Raw genomic sequence first — 17993 nt, 5'->3', positions numbered from 1 at the left:
GTCAGGCCGGGTCCAGTGCCGTGATCGCGGCCGCCAGCTCCGCCGGGCTCGTGAACTGCGGGCCGTGCGCGTCCGGCCACGTCCGCACGTCCGTGCCGAGCCGCTCGGCCAGCCAGGCAGCGGCTTCGCCGAAGAACGGCGCCGCCTGCTCCGCCCCGACGACGACGTGGATCGGGACACGCGCGGCCCGCAACGCGGCTTCGTCGGGCCGGTAGGCCTGGAACGCGGGCAGCTCCACGCCGAAGACCATGGCGGCGTTGCCCAGCATCCGCTCACGCAGCGGAGGACTCCACGAGCCGACGACGTCGTCGCCGAACGCGAACCGCAGGAACCCCTCGAGCGCCGCGGCCGGACCGCCGGAGGTCATGCCTTCTTCGATCACCGAGCCGATCATCGCACCGACCGGCGCCGGGTCGGCGAGGACCGACAGCAACGGCGGTTCGTGCAGGATCGCGCCGCGGACTTGGTCCGGCCCGCGCAGGGCCAGCTCGAGGGCGACGGCGGCGCCGTTGCTGGTGCCGTAGACGAGGGCGGGTCCGGCGCCGGACGCGGCGAGGACGGCGGCCGCGTCGTCGGCCTGCTCGGCGACGGAGGTCGTCTGCCAGTCCGGAGTGGACGGACTGCGGGAGGTACCGCGGCGGTCGTAGGTGAGCACCGTCCGGTGCGCGGCGAGTTCGGCGGCGACGCGGTCGAACTGGCCGCCGTCCCCGGGCGTGCCGGCGATCAGCAGGACGGCCGGGCCGGTCCCCTTGATCTCCCAGTAGAGGCGGCTGGTGGCGCTGAGCGGTGTCGTGGTCATGGCATCGAGTGCAACACCCGCGGCCGGGCACGTCCACGACGAAGACCTTCTCGATCGAGAAGCGGGGCTTATCATTCGCGGGTGGATGTCCGGCAGCTTCGCTGCTTCGTGGCGGTCGCGGAGGAACTGCACTTCGGCCGCGCTGCCACGCGGCTCCACGTCGCCCAGCCCGCGGTCAGTCAGACGGTCAAGGCGATCGAGAAGCAGCTCGGCCTGGTGCTGCTCGACCGTTCGCAGCGCCGGGTCCGGCTCACCGAGGCCGGCGCGCTGTTCCTGACCGAGTCGCGGGCGGTGCTGGCGCGGCTCGACGACGCGCTGGCGGCGATGGCCCGCTTCCGCGAGGCCGAGTCCGGGACGTTCCACATCGGAGTGGCGGCCGCGCTCCCGCCGGACCTCGTGCCGCGGCTGGTCACCCGCGTCCGTGACCGGCACCCCGAGCTCGCGGTCAGCGTCCACCCGCTGCCGACGCGCCCGGAGGTCGCGGAGCTGTTCGACACGGGACTGGACCTGGTGCTGGTGCGCGAGCCGGTCCGGCGCGGGCCGCGGATCGACGGCCGGGTCGTCGCCCGCGAGCCCATCGGCGTGGCCGTGCCCCGCGCGCACCCGCTCGCCGCGGCCGAGTCGATCACCGCGGCGCAGCTCGACGGGCACCCGCTGGCCGGCTTCGCGCGCGACGCGGACCCGGAAATCCACGACGAGGTGTTCGGCGCGCTCCGCGCGGCGGGCTACACCGGCCCGGGAGTGCTGCACGGGGCGCACAGCGGCGCGGTCGACGCCTCGTTGCGGCTCGTCGCGACGGGCGGGGCGCTGTCCCTCAAGCTCGCCAGCGAGGTCCGGACGTTCGGCCACTCCGACGTCGTCTGGCGGCCACTCGCCGACGTCCGGATCGAGGTGACGGTGACCGCCGCCTGGTGTCCCGACCGCATGCGGGGGACCCGCGCGGAAGTCCTCCGCCTGCTTCCGCGCGTCCGATAAACATCACAGTACCGTGATGGCTTCGCGTATTTCTGCTACGTTGAAGTGACACTTAATAGAGACTTCGGATGAGGACGGACGCATGCCCATCACCACCATCGATCGCCGGACCGCGCTGATCGTCGTCGACTTGCAGAAGGGGATCGTCGCGCTCCCGCAGGCGCACCCGGTCGCGGACGTGCTCGGCCGCACCGCCGACCTGCTCGCCGAATTCCGGCGCCGGGACCTGCCCGTCGTGCTCGTCAACGTCACCGGTGGCCCCGCCGGGCGCAACGACCTCGGCGCGAGCTTCCCCGCGGTGCCCGCCGAGTGGAGTGAACTCGCCCCCGAACTCGGTGCGACGCAAGGAGATCACCTCGTCACCAAGCAGTCGCGCAGCGCCTTCACCAAGACGGGCCTGGCCGAGTGGCTGCGCGAGCGCGAGGTCACGCAGGTGGTCGTCACCGGCATCTCGACCAGCAGCGGGGTCGAGTCGACCGTGCGCGACGCCCACGAGCAGGGTTTCCACGTCACGGTGCCGGTCGACGCCGTGACCGACGGGGACGCCGCGGCGCACGACCACACGCTTGCGAAGATCTTTCCGCGCATCGCCGAAACCGGTGTGGCGAAAGACGTGCTGACCGCGCTCGCCGCGGCGGCCTGAACGGAGCGGAACACGATGGACCTGTCCCTCAAGGGAAAGCGGGCGCTGGTCACCGGCGCGTCGAAAGGCATCGGCGCGGCGATCGCCGAGACGCTGGCCACCGAAGGGTGCGACCTGCACCTGGCCGCGCGCGACGGGGAGGCGCTGGAGAACCACGCGCGGAAGCTGCGGGAGGACCACGGCGTGGCGGTGACCACGCACGCCGTCGACCTGCGTGTCCGCGCCGACCTCGAGCGGCTCGCCGCGGCCGCCGGTGACGCCGCGATCCTGGTCAACAACGCCGGTGACATCCCGGCCGGCACGCTCGAGGACGTCGGTCCCGAGGTGTGGCGGCACGCGTGGGACCTGAAGGTGTACGGCTACATCGACCTCGTCCGGCTCGTGTACCCGCGGCTGCGCGAGCGGGGCCACGGCGTGATCGTCAACGTCATCGGCGCCGGCGGCGAGCAGCCCACCGCGGGCTACATCGCCGGTGGCGCGGGCAATGCGGCGCTGATGGCGTTCACGAAGGCGCTCGGCGGCGAAGGCCCGCGCCACGGCGTGCGCGTGGTCGGCGTGAACCCCGGCCCGGTCGCCACCGAGCGGATCACCACGATGCGGGCCGCCAGCCCCCAGGTCGATGCCGGCTTCGCCGCCCTGCCCTCGGGGCGCATCGCGGAGCCGCGCGAGGTCGCGGACCTGGTGGCGTTCCTGGCATCCGAGCGAGCCGGGTACATCAGCGGCACGATCGTCACCATCGACGGCGGCTTGACGGCCGCGCACTGACCCGGACGACGGGACGGCCGTCAGTAACGGGTGCCCGAAGCACGCAGCAAGGGGGACACAGTGGACGGCCGACCGTCCACTGTGGCGCCCGCGAACTGGATGGTCGGCGCCAGCACCGCGTTGTTTTCGGCGGGGAAGTTCAGTTTCGGAGCCGATACTTCGTCGAGCGCCGTGCGGTGGGTCTCGCTCAGCGTCACCGCCAAGGCGCCGAGGTTCGTCTCGAACTGGTCCATCCGGCGCGCGCCGATCACGACGGAGCTGATCCCGGGGCGCCCCAGCGCCCACGCCAGGGCGACTTGAGCCGACGGGACGCCGATTTCCCCGGCGATGGCGTTGAGCGCGTCGATCACGACCAGCTCGGCGTCGCCGGGCATCCCCGCGCGCGTGGTGTCGACGCCGGTCTTCGTGGCGCTCGAGTACTTGCCGGACAGGAACCCACCCTTCAACGGCGACCACGGCAGCACGCCCATGCCCATGGCCTGGGCCATCGGGATCAGCTCGCCTTCCGGGGTGCGTTCCAGCAGGGAGTACTCCAGCTGCAGGGCGATCACCGGCGCCCAGCCGCGCAGCCGGGCGATCGTGGCCGCCTCGGCGGTGGCCCAGGCCGGGATGTCGGAGAAACCGACGTAACGGACCTTGCCCGCGCTGACGAGGTCGTCGAGCGCGCGCAGGGTTTCCTCGACGGGCGTGGCGGGGTCGAAGTTGTGCAGCCAGTAGAGGTCGATGTAGTCGGTCCGGAGGCGGCGCAGCGAGTTCTCGAGCTGTTGCACGATCGCCTTGCGGCTGGGGCCGCCGCCGTTCGGGTCGTTTTCGTACAGGTTGCCGAAGAACTTCGTGGCGAGCACGAGCCGGTCGCGCAGCCCCGGCCGCTCGGCGAGGAACTCCCCGATGATGTGTTCCGAGTGGCCGTTGGTGTAGAGGTTGGCGGTGTCGATCGAGTTGCCGCCACGGTCCACATAGGCCTCGAGGATCTTCTTCGACTCGTCCGGACTCGCGCCCCAGCCCCAATCTTCTCCGAACGTCATCGTGCCCAGGGTGAAGGGGCTGACCCGCAGGCCTGAGCGGCCGAGGGTGACGTAGGCGTCGAGGGACACAGTGGACCTCCGTGGTGGTAGTGGGACATCGGCGAGGTGATCTCCCCGCGCCAAGCCAGTGAACCCGCTCCGACGTCGATCACCTAGACCGATGGGCTCGACTCGATGCACGATCCGCTCAAGTTCGCTTCGATCGTGGCGGTGGACCGGCGGGCCGCGGCTGTGCTTCACTCGACAGGTGGATCACCTCGCGGAGCTCGGCCGCCGCATCACGCGGCTGGCCGGCGACGACTTGCGTCCGGTCTGGTTCGGCGACGTGCTGGTGTTCGCCGCCGCGACCGTCACCGAACCGATGGGCTCGGTGACCGAACCGATGCTCGTCCTCGTCGTGCAGGGGGCGAAGCGGTCGGCTCTCGGCGATCGCGTCTTCGAGCACCACCCCGGCCAGGCCGCGGTCTTCACCGTCGACCTGCCGCTGATCTCCCAGATCATCGACGCGAGCCCGCGCAAGCCGTTCCTGACGCTCGGCCTGCGCCTGCGGCCGGCGACGATCGCGCAGCTGCTCGTCGACGGCGGACCGGTGGCGGCGGGCCCGCACGACGGGTCGGGGATGGCGATCAGCGACGCGGACGACGAACTGCTCGACTCGCTGGTCCGGCTGCTCCGGCTGTTCGACGACCCGCGCGACCTGAAGGTCCTGGGCGCCGCCGTGCGGCGCGAAATCCACTGGCGGCTGTTGAACGGACCGCACGCGGCGTTGATGAGGCAGGCGGGCCTGGCCGACAGCCGCCTCGCGCTCGTCGCCCGCGCGATCGAATGGGTCCGCACGCGCTACGACCGCGTCATCCACATCGACGACCTCGCCGCGGACATCGGCACCAGCACGTCTTCCCTCAACCGGCACTTCCGCGCGGTGACCGCGATGAGCCCGCTCCAGTACCAGAAGCAGCTCCGGCTGCAGAAGGCCAGGATGGAGCTCATCGCGGCCCCGCACGACGTCGCGGCGATCGGCCACGCGGTGGGGTACGACAGCCCGTCGCAGTTCAGCCGCGAGTACCGGCGGATGTTCGGCGCGGCACCGGGCCAGGACGCGCTCCGCCTTCAGTCAGCGGTGATCGTCCGCGAATAGCCGCGGTCACCTTCCGGGCGCATCGGCCGCCGCTACGGCATGGCGCCAACGCGCCCCCGCCCAGCAAGAGCCCCGCGGCGGCCGCGACCCCTCCGCTTCCACCCGGCTCCCCGGGCTACGAATGGTCCGCCACGATGCCGAACGCGCGGATCTTGCGGTAGATCGTCGCCCGGGACATGCCCAGGTCCGCCGCCGCGTGTTCCTTGTTGCCGCGGTTGGCCGCCAGGCTGCGGACTATCGCGTCGCGCTCGATCGACTCCAGCTTCGTCAGCTGGCGGCGGGTGAACGTGCGGCACTCCGCCGGGAGGTCCGTCACCTCGATCGTGCCGCTCCGGCGGCGGCGGGCGGCGTCGGCGAGGACCTGGTCCAGCTGGCGGACGTTGCCCGCCCACGGCAGCCGCATCAACTGGCGCAGGCAGCCGTCCGACACCGTCAGCGGCCGGTTCGCCGCGTGGCGGGCGAGCAGGTGGGGGACCAGGCGCTGCAGGTCGTCGAGCCGGTGGCGCAGCGGCGGGACCTCGACCGTGTGCGCGAAGAACGGCATCAGGCGGCCCTGGACGTCCGGGTTCGCCGGTTCGTCACCGAGCGTCGCCACGAGCCAGGCCGGCGCCTGGTCCGGCGGTGCGCCCTGCCAGCCGGTCAGCAGGTCGGTGAGCCGGTGCAGGCCGTCCTCGGTGAGGGCGTCGGCGCGCCGGATGACGACCACCGGCGGTTCGCCGCGGGTCACGTCGTCGGCCAGGTCCTCGACCCACTCCTCGTAGCCGTCCGCGACGGCCGTGCAGTCGACGAGCACCGGACGGCGCCCGTGCCGGACCGCGACGGCCCGCGCCATCGCCGTCTTGCCGACGCCGCTTTCGCCGCTCAGGACCAGCCAGCTCCCGTCGGCGAAGCTGCCGTCGGCCGTGGCGCACGCCTGCCGCCACTGCGGGTTGGCGCCCACGAGGCCGGGGAGCTGCAGGTCCTTGCGCGTGGCCCGGCGGCGGGAGTGGGCCTGGTTCTTGACGCGGAACACGCCGCCGGCGAGGGTCGTGCCGCTGTAGACCGGCCGGTACTCCAACCGGGCGATGGTGCCCGACGGCAGGTCGGCGACGACGGTCACCGGCTTCGTCGACCCGACCAGGTCCGCCGTGTGGGTGATGAGCGCGGCGCGGTCGGTCACGTCGTAGAGCTCCTCGGCGTGGCTGTTGACCATCACGACGTCCTCGTTGACGGCCAGGATCGCCCCGGAGCCGCGCTGGCAGGACGCGAGGTACTCGCGGAACAGGCTGAGCTCCCGCGCGCCGGTGTTGGCCAGCATCGCCTCCTCGATCCGCTTGGCCGTCGTGCGCGCCAGCGTCAGGAGCAGCGGGCCGGACGTGTCCGCCCAGGACGTCAGGTCGAGCACCCCGGCCAGGTGTCCCCGGATCGGGTGAATGATCGGCGCGCCCGCGCACTCGAACTCGGTGAGGCTGCTGTTGAAGTGCTCGAAACCCGACACCAGGACCGACTTCTGGCATTCGAGCGCGGTGCCGATCCCGTTGGTCCCCACCGACTCCTCGGCGTAGCTGTAGCCGGGCGCGAGCGAGATGCTGTCCAGCCCGGAGGTCAAGGCGCCGTCGGTGCTCACGCGGCTGACCACGAGACCGTTCGCGTCCGTCAGCAGGATCGCCACGGGGTGGTTGGCCATCTCCTCCGAAAGGTTCGCCAGAACGGGTGTCGCGCAGTGCGCCAGCAGGCTCTCTTCGTCGCGGTCGGTGACGAAAACCGGGTCGGGGGCGTCGGCGGCGACGCGGTTTTCGACCGCCCGGCGCCAGGAGGCGCTGATGACGTCCCGCACGCCGGGAACCTCGGGCAGCGGGGAGGACAGGAACATCTCCCGCAGGTCGCGCATCGGCCGGTCTTCTCGCGTCGTCACCAGCGTCTCCTTTGACGGTCGGTGCCCTCGGGCAGTGTGGTGGCCCTGCCCGTGCCCGACATCGTCGCCCACAACCGCGGCCCGCTCCATCTCACATTGAGACAGAACCCGGGTGCGATCCGCAACACACTCTCCTCCGTCAGACGACCGGCCGGGCTGAGAGACCCCGGTTTCGAGGAGGCCGATTTTGAGCAGGCAGAGTCTCACCAAAGCGCACAACAAGATCACGGAGCTGTCGTGGGAGCCGACGTTCGCCACGCCGGCCACCCGCTTCGGGACGGACTACACGTTCGAGAAGGCGCCCAAAAAGGACCCGCTGAAGCAGATCATGCGCTCCTACTTCCCGATGGAGGAGGAGAAGGACAACCGCGTCTTCGGCGCGATGGACGGCGCGATCCGCGGCAACATGTTCCGGCAGGTGCAGCAGCGCTGGCTCGAATGGCAGAAGCTGTTCCTCTCGATCATCCCGTTCCCGGAGATCTCGGCCGCCCGCGCGATGCCGATGGCGATCGACGCGGTGCCGAACCCCGAGATCCACAACGGACTCGCGGTGCAGATGATCGACGAGGTCCGCCACTCGACGATCCAGATGAACCTCAAAAAGCTCTACATGAACAACTACATCGACCCGGCGGGCTTCGACATCACGGAGAAGGCGTTCGCGAACAACTACGCGGGCACCATCGGCCGCCAGTTCGGCGAGGGGTTCATCACCGGTGACGCGATCACCGCGGCGAACATCTACCTGACCGTCGTCGCGGAAACGGCGTTCACCAACACGCTGTTCGTCGCGATGCCCGACGAGGCGGCGGCCAACGGCGACTACCTGCTGCCGACGGTGTTCCACTCGGTGCAGTCCGACGAGTCGCGCCACATCAGCAACGGCTACTCGATCCTGCTGATGGCGCTGGCCGACGAGCGCAACCGCCCGCTGCTCGAGCGCGACCTGCGCTACGCGTGGTGGAACAACCACTGCGTCGTCGACGCCGCGATCGGCACCTTCATCGAGTACGGCACCAAGGACCGCCGCAAGGACCGCGAGTCCTACGCGGAGATGTGGCGCCGCTGGATCTACGACGACTACTACCGCAGCTACCTGCTGCCGCTGGAGAAGTACGGCCTGGTGATCCCGCACGACCTCGTCGAGGAGGCGTGGAACCGGATCACGAACAAGTTCTACGTCCACCGCGTCGCGCAGTTCTTCGCCACCGGCTGGCCGGTGAACTACTGGCGGATCGACGGCATGACCGATGCCGACTTCGAGTGGTTCGAGCACAAATACCCGGGCTGGTACGACCAGTTCGGCAAGTGGTGGGAGGCCTACAACCGGCTCAGCAAGCCGGGCCGCAACAAGCCGATCGCGTTCGAGGACGTCGGCTACGAGTACCCGCACCGCTGCTGGACGTGCATGGTGCCGTGCCTGGTCCGCGAGGACCTGGTGGTCGACAAGGTCGACGACCAGTGGCGGACCTACTGCTCGGAGACCTGCGCCTGGACCGACAAGGTCGCGTTCCGGCCGGAGTACGAGGGCCGGGCCACGCCGAACATGGGCCGGCTCACCGGGCAGCGCGAGTGGGAAACCCTGCACCACGACCGCGATCTGGCCGACATCGTCGCCGACCTCGGGTACGTCCGCGACGACGGCAAGACGCTGATCCCGCAGCCGCACCTGGACCTCGACGACCCCAAGAAGCTCTGGACGCTCGACGACCTGCGCGGGATCCGGTTCGCCAGCCCGAACGTGACCCTCAACCAGATGTCGGACGAGGAGCGCGAGCGGTGGGCCGCGGCCTACCGCGCCAACCCCAACGTCACGGTCGCCTGACGGCCCGAGGACCCGCGGACGACGGCGGCGCCCGCCGCCGTCGTCCGTTCCCGAGAATCGAGACACCCATGGCCGACAAGCACCGCATCTCCTTCGAACCGGTCGACATCGAGATGGAAGTCGGTGAGGACGAGAAGATCCTCGACGCCGCCTTCCGCCAGGGCATCCACCTCATGCACGGCTGCCGTGAGGGCCAGTGCTCGGCGTGCAAGTCCTACGTCCTCGACGGCGAGATCCAGATGGAGCGCTACTCGACGTTCGCCTGCAACGACGCCGAGGTCGAAGAGGGCTACGTGCTGCTCTGCCGCGCGCACGCCTTCAGCGACTGCACCATCGAGCTGCTCAACTTCGACGAGGAGGAACTGCTCAACTCCGCACCACTGCAGGACGTCCGGACCGAGGTCGTCGAGATCGTCGAGCACACGCACGACATCGTCGGCCTCAAGCTCAAGCCGGTCGAACCCGCGGCGCTGGAGTTCAAGCCGGGGCAGTACGCCGAGCTGACCATCCCGGGCACCGAGGAAAAGCGGTCCTTCTCGATGGCGACCACACCGTCCACAACGGACCACGTGGAGTTCGTCATCAAGAAGTACCCGGGCGGGAAGTTCTCGTCGCTGCTCGAAAGCGGCATCGAGGTCGGTCACCCGATCGACCTGCGCGGCCCGTACGGCAACTTCACCCTCAAGAAGGGGCACGTGCTGCCGCTGGTGCTCCTGGCGGGCGGGGCCGGGATGGCCCCCGTGCTCGCCCTGCTGCGGCACCTGAGCGAAACCGGCGACACCCGCCGGATCCGCTTCTACTACGGCGCCCGCACCCCCGCGGACCTCTTCTACCTCGACGAGATCCGCGCGCTGGGCGAGCGGCTGGCGGACTTCGAGTTCGTCGTCGCCCTGTCCGAATCCGGCGACGGCGGCGACGCGCTCGACGTGACGGCGGCCGCGGGCATGGTCACCGACGTCGTCGAGGCGCGGGAGCCCGAGCTGCACCGCAGCGAGGTCTACCTGTGCGGGCCGCCGCCGATGGTCGACGCCGCGCTCGACCTGGCCGCACGCCAAGGAGTTCCGGACGACCAGGTGTTCTACGACAAGTTCACGACCTCGGTCAACGACGACTAGTCAGAGGAGAAAGCACACATGGCAACACCAGCGCCGAAGGTGCGCAGCTTCCCGAAGGTGGAGTTCACCGACTCCGAAGCCGGCGCGCTGGAGTTCCCCAGCTCCAAGAGCCGCGCGTACTCGTACTTCAAGCCGGCCAAGCTGCGGGCGACGGTGTACGAGGACGTGACCGTCGACGTGCAGCCCGACCCCGAACGCCACCTCTCGCAGGGCTGGATCTACGGCTTCGGCAACGGGCCCGGCGGCTACCCGCAGGAGTGGACCCAGGCGAAGTCCTCGAACTGGCACGCCTTCCTCGACCCGAACGAGGAGTGGGAGCAGACCCTCTACCGCAACAACTCCGCGGTGGTCCGGCAGGTCGCCCTCGGCCTGGAGAACGCCAAGCGCGCCAACGCCTACGACGGCTGGAACCCCGCCTGGCAGAAGTTCATCGCCCGCAACCTCGGCGCCTGGATGCACGCCGAGAACGGGATGGCGCTGCACGTGTTCACCTCGATCCAGCGCTCGGGCCCGACGAACATGATCAACACCGCGGTCGCGGTGAACGCCGCCCACAAGATGCGCTTCGCCCAGGACCTCGCGCTGTTCAACCTCGACCTGGCCGAGTCGCTCGACACCTTCGACGGCGGCGTCCACAAGGAGGTCTGGCAGTCGGCCGAGGAGTGGCAGCCCACCCGGCGCGTCGTCGAGGAGCTGACCGCCGTCGGCGACTGGGCCGAGCTGCTGTTCGCCACCAACGTCGTCTTCGAGCAGCTCGTCGGCCAGCTCTTCCGGTCGGAGCTGGTGATGCAGATCTCCGCCAAGAACGGCGACTACATCACCCCGACCCTCGTCGGCACCGGCGAGTACGACTACAGCCGCGACCTCGCCTACACCCGCGCGCTGTTCCGCCTGCTCACCCGCGACGAGCAGTTCGCCGCCGGCAACAAGGAACTGTTCGGCCGGTGGCTCTCGACCTGGGTGCCCCGGTGCCTGGACGCCGCGCACGCGCTGCAGCCGATCTGGTCGCAGCCCGCCGAGAAGACCCGGACGTTCGCCGACTCGCTCGCCGCGACCAAGGAGAAGTTCGCCCAGCTGCTCGAGGAGATCGGGCTCGACGTTCCGAAGGAGTTGGAAAAGTGAGCAGTCCCATGCAGTTCGGTTCCCAGGCGGGCTCGTCGAACATGTGCGGCGTCACCCTGATGAACACGCCGATCGGGCGCGTCGTCGCGGACGTGATGGGGGCCAAGGACGGCGTCGAGCTCGTCGAGTACCCGTCGATGATCCGGGTCGACGGCACGAAGCTGCTCGAATTCGACTACGACGAGCTGACCGACGCGCTCGGCCAGCCGTTCGACGGCTCGATCTTCGAGGAGATCAGCTCCACCCACTACGGGCGCATGGTGCACCTCGACGACCGCACCCTGCTCTTCGCCAACCCCGAGGACGCCGCCGAGTACATCGGTTTCGACCTTTCGGCACACGGCTGACGCCGCGCAGTTCCGGCCGTGGTGGCGGGTGCTCGGCAGAGCCCCGCCACCACGGTCACCCACCAGACACGAAGGGATGAGGATGTACGAGAAGGACGGCGAGCAGTACTTCATCGTCGACGCACACATCGCACTTTGGGACGCGCGGGCCGAAAACCAGCTCAACGTCCACGGCAAGCAGTTTATCGACTGCTTCTACGACTACCACCGCAACCTCAGCCCCGAGGAAGTCGTCTGGGACTACGACACCTACACCTACTACGGTGGCGACCGCCTGATGAAGGACCTCTTCCAGGACGGCTACGTCGACCACGCCATCTTCCAGCCCGCCCGGCTGGGCGCGTTCTACAAGAACGGCTTCGGGCAGACCGAAGAGGCGCTCGAGCTGGTGACGCGGAACCCGGGGAAGCTGACCTACAACCACAACTGGGACCCCCGGTTCGAGCAGGCCGGCCTGGACCAGCTCCGCCGGGACGCCGAGCGGATGAACCTCAAGGGCGTCAAGCTGTACACGGCCGAGTGGCACGGTGACTCGCGCGGTTACAAGCTCGACGACCCGTGGTCGCGCCGGTACCTCGAGACGGCCGCCGAGCTCGGGATCAAGAACATCCACGTCCACAAGGGACCGACGATCCGCCCGCTCGACCGGGACGCCTTCGACGTCGCGGACATCGACAAGGTCGCCACCGACTACCCCGAGCTGAACTTCATCGTCGAGCACGTCGGCCTGCCGCGCCTGGAGGACTTCTGCTGGATCGCCACGCAGGAGAGCAACGTCTACGGCGGGCTCGCGGTCGCGATGCCGTTCATCCACACGCGGCCGAAGTACTTCGCGCAGATCATCGGCGAGCTGCTCTACTGGATCGGCGAGGACAAGATCCTCTTCTCGAGCGACTACGCGCTGTGGACGCCGAAGTGGCTCGTCGAGCGGTTCGTCGACTTCCAGATCCCCGAGGACCTGCCGGAGTACCCGGCGCTGACGGTCGAGCAGAAGAAGAAAATCCTCGGGCTCAACGCGGCCTCGCTGTACGGCCTCGACGTGCCGCGTCAGCTGCGGCTGCCCGCGGGTGCGCGATGACCACCGCGGTTTCGGTGGAGGCCGAGGTCCTCGCCGCGCTGGCGACGGTGCTCGACCCGGAGCTGGACCAGCCGGTGACCGAGCTCGGGTTCGTGCGCTCGGTGACGATCGACGACGCGGGCGTCGAGGTGCACCTGCGGCTCCCGACGTCGTTCTGCGCGCCCAACTTCGCCTTCCTGATGGTCTCCGACGCCCACGACGCGCTGGCGGCCGTGCCGGGGCTGGGCCGGATCCGGGTGTTCCTGGACGACCACCACGACTCGGACAAGATCAACTCCGGGATGGCCGCCGGGGCCGGGTACGTCGGTACGTTCGGGGCCGAGGCCCAGGACAGCCTGGACGAGCTGCGCCGGACCTTCCAGCGCAAGGCGCACCTCGCCGCCGTCGAACGGTGCTGCCGCTCGGTGCTGGCGGGTGGCGCGTGGACGCTCGAAGAACTGCCGCTGCTGGAGCTGTTCGACCTGCCGGAAGGCCCGCTGAAGTCGGCACTGCTGCGACGGCGGGAAGCGGTCGGCCTGCCCACCACGTCGCACTCCCGCGTGCTCGTCGACCACGACGGCACCGCGGTGGCGAAGGCGGACAGCGCGTTGTGGCTGCGGCTGGCCGCCGCCACCCGCGTGTCCATCGAGGGCAACGCCCACTTCTGCCGGGGACTGCTCGCCACCCGGTACGGCGACTCCGGCACCGACCCCGTCATCACGAACACCAGGAGCCGCACATGAAAGCCGTCCAAGTCACCGGCTACCACCGGAACCTCGAGGCCCGCGACGTCGCCGAGCCGAAGGTCACCGGGCCGCTGGACGTCGTGGTCCGGGTCGGCGCCGCCGGGGTCTGCCGGACCGACCTGCACATCCTCGAAGGCCAGTGGGCCGAGAAGAGCGGGGTCGCGCTGCCGTACACGATCGGCCACGAGAACGCCGGCTGGGTGCACGCCATCGGCGACGCCGTCACGAACGTCGCGGTCGGCGACAAGGTCATCCTGCACCCGCTGATGACCTGCGGCCTGTGCCGGGCCTGCCGCCTCGGCGACGACGTGCACTGCGAGAACTCGCGGTTCCCCGGCATCGACACCGACGGCGGGTACGCCGAGTACCTGCTGACGTCGGCGCGGTCGTGCGTCAAGCTCGACGACAGCCTCGAGCCCGCCGACGTCGCCGCGCTCGCCGACGCCGGGCTGACCGCGCAGCACGCGGTGGCCAAGGCCGCCGCCGTGCTCCGGCCGGGTGACGTCTGCGTCATGATCGGCGCGGGCGGGCTCGGCCACATCGGCATCCAGTGCCTGAAGGCGATGAGCGCCGCGACGCTCGTCGTCGTCGACCGCAATCCCGCGGCTCTGAAGCTGGCCGAGCAGATCGGCGCGGACGTCACCGTCGTCGCCGACGGGTCCCATGTGGACGCGGTCCTCGACCTGACCGGCGGCCACGGCGCCGAAGCCGTCATCGACTTCGTCGGCGAAGGCGGGTCGACCACCGAAGGCGTGCGGATGCTGCGTCGCGCGGGCAGCTACTACGTCGTCGGTTACGGCGAAAACATCAACGTGCCGACGATCGACGTCATCTCCACCGAGATCAACTTCGTCGGCAACCTCGTCGGGTCCTACACCGATCTGCAGGACCTGATGGTGCTCGCGGCCCAGGGCAAGGTGAAGCTGCACACCGCCCGGTACCGGCTCGAAGACTTCCAGCAGGCCATCGACGACCTCGGCGCGGGCAAGGTCCGCGGCCGGGCCATCCTCATTCCCTGAAAGGAAAAATCATGGCGAAGGAGCTGCGGTTCAGCGTCGATGCGCGGCGCCAGCTCGAGCTGGGGGTCAACGCCCTGGCCGACGCGGTGAAGGTGACCCTCGGGCCCAAGGGCCGCAACGCGGTGCTGGAGAAGCTGACCGGTCCACCGACCATCACCAACGACGGCGTGACCATCGCCCGGGAGGTCCAGCTGGAGGAGCCCTTCGCGAACATGGGCGCCCAGCTGGTCAAGGAAGTCGCGATGAAGACCAACGGCGCGGTCGGTGACGGCACCACTACCGCCACCGTGCTCGCCCAGGCGATGGTGCGGGAAGGGCTGGCGGCCCTGCGCGAAGGCGCGAACCCCATGCGGGTCCGCCGCGGGATCGAGGAGACCGTCGAGGCCGTCGTCGAGCGGCTGCGCAAGTCCGCGGTCGAGGTCGCCGGCGAAGCCGAGCTGGAGCGGATCGCGACGCTGGCCGCCAGCGACGACGAGCGCATCGGCCGGGTCATCGCCCAGGCGCTGTCGGCGGTCGGCCGCCAAGGCGTCGTCGAGGTCGAGGAGTCCGACTCGCCGGGGCTGGGCGTCGACGTGGTCGACGGCATCGAGTTCGACCACGGGTACACCTCGCCGTACATGGTCACCGACCGGGATCGGATGGAGGTGAGCTTCGACGACCCCGTCATCCTGCTCACCAACAAGAAGATCAGCCAGGTCCAGGAGCTGATGCCGACGGTGGAGGCGGCCCGGCGCGCGGACCGGCCGCTGGTGGTCCTCGCCGAGAACGTCGACGGACCGGCCCTGCAGCTGATCGTCAGCGGCAACGTGCACGGCACCTTCGCCGCGGCCGTGGTGCGCGCGCCCGGCTTCGGCCACCGGCGGATCGCCGAGCTGGAGGACCTGGCCGCCGCCCTCGGCGGACGGGTCGTCAGCGAGGACTCGGGCGTCACGCTGACCGAGGTGACCGAGCGCGACTTCGGCCGCTGCGAGCACATCACGATCACCGAGGACACGACGACGATCATCGGCGGCGCGGGCGACCAGGCGACGGTGCGGGCGCGCATCGGGCAGCTGGAGAAGCAGCTCGAGCGGGCGCGGATCGAGCACGACCAGGACAGCCTCCGGCTGCGGATCGCCCGGCTGTCCGGCAGCATCGCGGTGGTGCGGGTGGGCGCGGCGACCAGCGTCGAGCTCAAGGAGCGGATGCTGCGCGTCGAGGACTCCCTGGCGGCGGCCCGCGCGGCGCTGGAAGAGGGTGTGGTCCCCGGCGGCGGCGCGGCGCTGGCGCAGGCGGCGACCCACGTCGAGCTGCCGGGGCTGGAAGGCGACGCGGCCCAGGGCCGCGAGATCGTGCGGCGCGCGTTGGGCGAGCCGTTGCACTGGATCGCCGAGAACGCCGGCTACGAGGGCGAGGCGGTGCGGGAGCGGGTCGCGGCCATGGACAACGGACACGGGTTCGACGCGCTGACCGGCGAGTACGCCGACCTGTTCGCGGCGGGGGTCATCGACCCGCTGAAGGTGACCCGGTCGGCCCTGGAGAGCGCGGCGTCGATCGCGGCGCTGCTGATCACGACCGAGACGGCGATCGTCGAGAAGGTCCTGGTCAACCCGGGAGCGATCATCGCGCCCGGGGTGGGTGATCTGGCGGAGGGCATGGTCCGCCCGTCGAACATCTACTAGCGGGGGAGGAGACCCGCGCCGGATGCGCTCCTGAGGCGTACCCGGCGCGGGTCTTCGCGTTGGTTCGCGGGGTGGGCTGATGGCGATCCGCGGTTCGAGAAGGTGCGCGGGGTGTGTCGAGACCCGGCGCGTGACTACGCGGTCGTGGGCCGGGGGAGTAGCCGAGCGCGCTCAGCGCGTGGCTAACCGGCCGCGACGACCTGCGGCTCGAGCCGCCCGGCCACCGTCATCGCGTCGGTGAGCAGGTTCGCCGGGGTGGTGGCGTACTCGACGAGCCCGGTGGCCACCGCCGCCCGTACCCGGTAGCACACCGCCGCCGCCGGGTCGGGCTGGATGACGCCGCCGGACATCACCCGGACGTCCGCCGCCTCGGCGAGGGCCCAGCCCGTGCCGATCGCGTCCCCGTTGATCGCGGCGACCACCGGCAGGGGGTGCGCGCGCAGGGCGTCGAGGACCTCCGTCAGCCCAGCGCCTTCCCCGGTCGCGAGGTCCGGGGCGAACACCGCACCCGTGCCCGTGAGCACGATCGAGCGCCGCGAGCCGATGTAGGCGAGCGCGGCCCCCAGCCGGTCCAGGAGCCCGGGATCCGGCCGGAACCGGACCACGACGACTCCCCGCCGGTAGTGAAGGTCCAGCATGATGCCCTCCTCGACGCGGGAAGTCGTGCCCTGGAACCCGTCGAGGCGCAGCATAAAGGCGGTTCCGGGCGTGCTCCGTCTCACATTGAGACCACGCGGCCGGGCTACGCGCTCATCGGCTCCTCGTCGAGCAGGACGTCGTCGAGGGAGCGGCGTGGGGTCCACGGCACCGGCCGGCCGTGGCCGAGGCGCAGCACGATCTGGGGCCACAGCCCGCCGCCGAGGAGGGTGCGCAGCTCGCCGCGGACGTCGCTCACCTCGACCGGCTGGGAGATGAACGACGCGTCGAGCCCGGCCACCGTCGCCGTCAGCAGGACCCGCTGCATCGCCTGGCCGGCCCGGAGCCGGTCGAGGCGGGTGTCGCCGAACGAGCCGATGACCACCACCAGCGGGTCGTCCTCGTCGATCCGGCCGCGCCGCGGGCTGCGGCGGGTGCCGAAGTCGCGCAGGATCCAGCCGCCGTCGTCGGCGGGCATCGCGCCGGCCGCGTACTCGGGGACGCCGTCGCGGCTGCGGCGGTCGCGTCCGGTCCAGTACCGCCACTCGGCCAGGAACTCGGGGTTGCTCAGCTGGGCCTGGTGGCTCTTGAGCACCAGCTCGCGGAGCAGCTCCAGCTGGTGGGCGTCCAGCCGGGGCAGCCAGGCCTGCTCGATCTCGGCGGCGTGGCGCAGCTCGGCGACCACGGAGGCCGGGATGGTGGCGGTCTCGAACGGCGTCCGGTTGGTGTGGCGGCGCGGGATCGCGTCGGCCAGCCCGACCAGGCGCGGGTCGGGGCGGCGCGCCGCGAACGGCCGGACGACGGCGAGCAGGGTCGGCTCGTCACGCCGGGGGAGCAGCGTGGTGGCCGGGTGGGCGCCGAGTGCGTGGATGGCCGTGCGCAGGTTGAACAGCGCGGCCCCGCACGAGAGCAGCAGCTCCCGCTGGTCGGCGTCGACCACGGGGAGCCCGCGCTCGGGGTCCGCGTGCAGTTCGAAGCCCGCCGGCGTGCAGCGGAACCGCCAGGGCTGGGTGTTGTGCGTCGACGGGGCGAGCGTCGCCGCGCTGATCACCGACTTCACCTGGTCGGAGTCCAGCAGGCCGATCGGCGTGATGGCTGGTGTCATGTTTTCCCCCGCGCCGTGGCACGGCACACTGTGGTTCGGAACGGTTCTTCCGCGACGATCCTCCGAGCCGCCAGGGCCTCGAAAGGGGAAAAGGTCACCAACGATGCGAAGGTTGTGGGCA

At 70.5% G+C, this 17993-nt stretch carries 17 protein-coding genes; 12 read left to right on the top strand and 5 right to left on the bottom strand.

Annotated elements, in window-relative coordinates; translation table 11 throughout:
- Window position 1: 1 nt before the first annotated feature.
- Window positions 2-799 carry an alpha/beta fold hydrolase gene (locus tag QP939_RS46620; protein ID WP_285453279.1) on the bottom strand — a complete coding sequence of 266 codons (798 nt, stop codon included), beginning with the start codon at window positions 797-799 and terminating at the stop codon, window positions 2-4.
- A gap of 81 nt (window positions 800-880) precedes the next feature.
- On the opposite strand from QP939_RS46620, the gene QP939_RS46615 reads away from it, so the two are divergent.
- The 3 genes from QP939_RS46615 to QP939_RS46605 all read left to right on the top strand — a co-directional run bounded on the left by QP939_RS46615 (window position 881) and on the right by QP939_RS46605 (window position 3182).
- On the top strand, window positions 881-1774 hold the full coding sequence (locus tag QP939_RS46615) for a LysR family transcriptional regulator (protein ID WP_285453278.1): 894 nt from the start codon (window positions 881-883) through the stop codon (window positions 1772-1774).
- Between the two features lie 82 nt (window positions 1775-1856).
- Window positions 1857-2417: a cysteine hydrolase family protein gene (locus QP939_RS46610; protein WP_285453277.1), complete on the top strand. Its 561-nt coding sequence runs from the start codon at window positions 1857-1859 to the stop codon at window positions 2415-2417.
- Between the two features lie 15 nt (window positions 2418-2432).
- Window positions 2433-3182, top strand: a complete 750-nt coding sequence (locus tag QP939_RS46605; protein WP_285453276.1) for a short-chain dehydrogenase/reductase — start codon at window positions 2433-2435, stop codon at window positions 3180-3182.
- Between the two features lie 20 nt (window positions 3183-3202).
- Here QP939_RS46605 and QP939_RS46600 read toward each other — a convergent pair whose 3' ends face one another.
- Entirely contained in the window at window positions 3203-4276 is a 1074-nt protein-coding gene (locus tag QP939_RS46600; RefSeq protein WP_285453275.1) for an aldo/keto reductase, read from the bottom strand.
- Between the two features lie 178 nt (window positions 4277-4454).
- Here QP939_RS46600 and QP939_RS46595 point away from each other — a divergent pair, with 178 nt between their 5' ends.
- On the top strand, window positions 4455-5345 hold the full coding sequence (locus tag QP939_RS46595; RefSeq protein WP_285453274.1) for an AraC family transcriptional regulator: 891 nt from the start codon (window positions 4455-4457) through the stop codon (window positions 5343-5345).
- Window positions 5346-5460: 115 nt separating this feature from the next.
- Here QP939_RS46595 and QP939_RS46590 read toward each other — a convergent pair whose 3' ends face one another.
- Window positions 5461-7239: a sigma-54-dependent Fis family transcriptional regulator gene (locus QP939_RS46590; protein ID WP_285453273.1), complete on the bottom strand. Its 1779-nt coding sequence runs from the start codon at window positions 7237-7239 to the stop codon at window positions 5461-5463.
- A 187-nt stretch (window positions 7240-7426) separates the two neighbouring features.
- Here QP939_RS46590 and QP939_RS46585 point away from each other — a divergent pair, with 187 nt between their 5' ends.
- The 8 genes from QP939_RS46585 (at window position 7427) to groL (ending at window position 16131) form a co-directional block, all read left to right on the top strand.
- The gene (locus tag QP939_RS46585; protein ID WP_285453272.1) at window positions 7427-9064 is read left to right on the top strand and encodes a ferritin family protein; all 1638 of its coding nucleotides are present in this window, start codon (window positions 7427-7429) and stop codon (window positions 9062-9064) included.
- 68 nt (window positions 9065-9132) lie between these two features.
- Window positions 9133-10179 (top strand): FAD-binding oxidoreductase, encoded by a 1047-nt coding sequence (locus QP939_RS46580; protein WP_285453271.1) that lies wholly within the window; start codon window positions 9133-9135, stop codon window positions 10177-10179.
- Between the two features lie 18 nt (window positions 10180-10197).
- Window positions 10198-11301 carry an aromatic/alkene monooxygenase hydroxylase subunit beta gene (locus QP939_RS46575; RefSeq protein WP_285453270.1) on the top strand — a complete coding sequence of 368 codons (1104 nt, stop codon included), beginning with the start codon at window positions 10198-10200 and terminating at the stop codon, window positions 11299-11301.
- Window positions 11298-11648, top strand: coding sequence for a propane 2-monooxygenase effector subunit MimD (gene mimD / locus QP939_RS46570; protein ID WP_285453269.1), 351 nt, complete (start codon window positions 11298-11300; stop codon window positions 11646-11648). Before QP939_RS46575 ends, mimD begins: the two co-directional genes overlap by 4 nt.
- 82 nt (window positions 11649-11730) lie before the next feature.
- A complete protein-coding gene (locus tag QP939_RS46565) occupies window positions 11731-12726 on the top strand; it encodes an amidohydrolase family protein (RefSeq protein ID WP_285453268.1) in 996 nt (331 codons plus the stop codon).
- Entirely contained in the window at window positions 12723-13448 is a 726-nt protein-coding gene (locus QP939_RS46560; protein ID WP_285453266.1) for a metal-sulfur cluster assembly factor, read from the top strand. The genes QP939_RS46565 and QP939_RS46560 overlap by 4 nt, the downstream gene beginning before the upstream one ends.
- The gene (locus QP939_RS46555) at window positions 13445-14470 is read left to right on the top strand and encodes an NAD(P)-dependent alcohol dehydrogenase (protein WP_285453265.1); all 1026 of its coding nucleotides are present in this window, start codon (window positions 13445-13447) and stop codon (window positions 14468-14470) included. The genes QP939_RS46560 and QP939_RS46555 overlap by 4 nt, the downstream gene beginning before the upstream one ends.
- A gap of 11 nt (window positions 14471-14481) precedes the next feature.
- Window positions 14482-16131, top strand: coding sequence for a chaperonin GroEL (gene groL, locus QP939_RS46550; protein ID WP_285453263.1), 1650 nt, complete (start codon window positions 14482-14484; stop codon window positions 16129-16131).
- A 182-nt stretch (window positions 16132-16313) separates the two neighbouring features.
- Here groL and QP939_RS46545 read toward each other — a convergent pair whose 3' ends face one another.
- Window positions 16314-16769 (bottom strand): enoyl-CoA hydratase-related protein, encoded by a 456-nt coding sequence (locus tag QP939_RS46545; RefSeq protein ID WP_285453262.1) that lies wholly within the window; start codon window positions 16767-16769, stop codon window positions 16314-16316.
- Between the two features lie 104 nt (window positions 16770-16873).
- Window positions 16874-17872, bottom strand: coding sequence for an Acg family FMN-binding oxidoreductase (locus tag QP939_RS46540; protein WP_285453261.1), 999 nt, complete (start codon window positions 17870-17872; stop codon window positions 16874-16876).
- Window positions 17873-17993: the final 121 nt, after the last annotated feature.

Origin of the sequence: Amycolatopsis nalaikhensis (assembly GCF_030264295.1) — a bacterium.
Classification (GTDB): Bacteria; Actinomycetota; Actinomycetes; order Mycobacteriales; family Pseudonocardiaceae; genus Amycolatopsis; species Amycolatopsis nalaikhensis.
This window is presented reverse-complemented; position numbering and strand designations above follow the sequence as displayed.

Coding starts and splice junctions, on each gene's coding strand:
- QP939_RS46620 (WP_285453279.1), bottom strand. CDS start 799: ATGACCACGACACCGCTCAGCGCCACCAGCCGCCTCTACTGGGAGATC.
- QP939_RS46610 (WP_285453277.1), top strand. CDS start 1,857: ATGCCCATCACCACCATCGATCGCCGGACCGCGCTGATCGTCGTCGAC.
- QP939_RS46605 (WP_285453276.1), top strand. CDS start 2,433: ATGGACCTGTCCCTCAAGGGAAAGCGGGCGCTGGTCACCGGCGCGTCG.
- QP939_RS46580 (WP_285453271.1), top strand. CDS start 9,133: ATGGCCGACAAGCACCGCATCTCCTTCGAACCGGTCGACATCGAGATG.
- QP939_RS46575 (WP_285453270.1), top strand. CDS start 10,198: ATGGCAACACCAGCGCCGAAGGTGCGCAGCTTCCCGAAGGTGGAGTTC.
- QP939_RS46565 (WP_285453268.1), top strand. CDS start 11,731: ATGTACGAGAAGGACGGCGAGCAGTACTTCATCGTCGACGCACACATC.
- QP939_RS46560 (WP_285453266.1), top strand. CDS start 12,723: ATGACCACCGCGGTTTCGGTGGAGGCCGAGGTCCTCGCCGCGCTGGCG.
- QP939_RS46555 (WP_285453265.1), top strand. CDS start 13,445: ATGAAAGCCGTCCAAGTCACCGGCTACCACCGGAACCTCGAGGCCCGC.
- groL (WP_285453263.1), top strand. CDS start 14,482: ATGGCGAAGGAGCTGCGGTTCAGCGTCGATGCGCGGCGCCAGCTCGAG.
- QP939_RS46545 (WP_285453262.1), bottom strand. CDS start 16,769: ATGCTGGACCTTCACTACCGGCGGGGAGTCGTCGTGGTCCGGTTCCGG.
- QP939_RS46540 (WP_285453261.1), bottom strand. CDS start 17,872: ATGACACCAGCCATCACGCCGATCGGCCTGCTGGACTCCGACCAGGTG.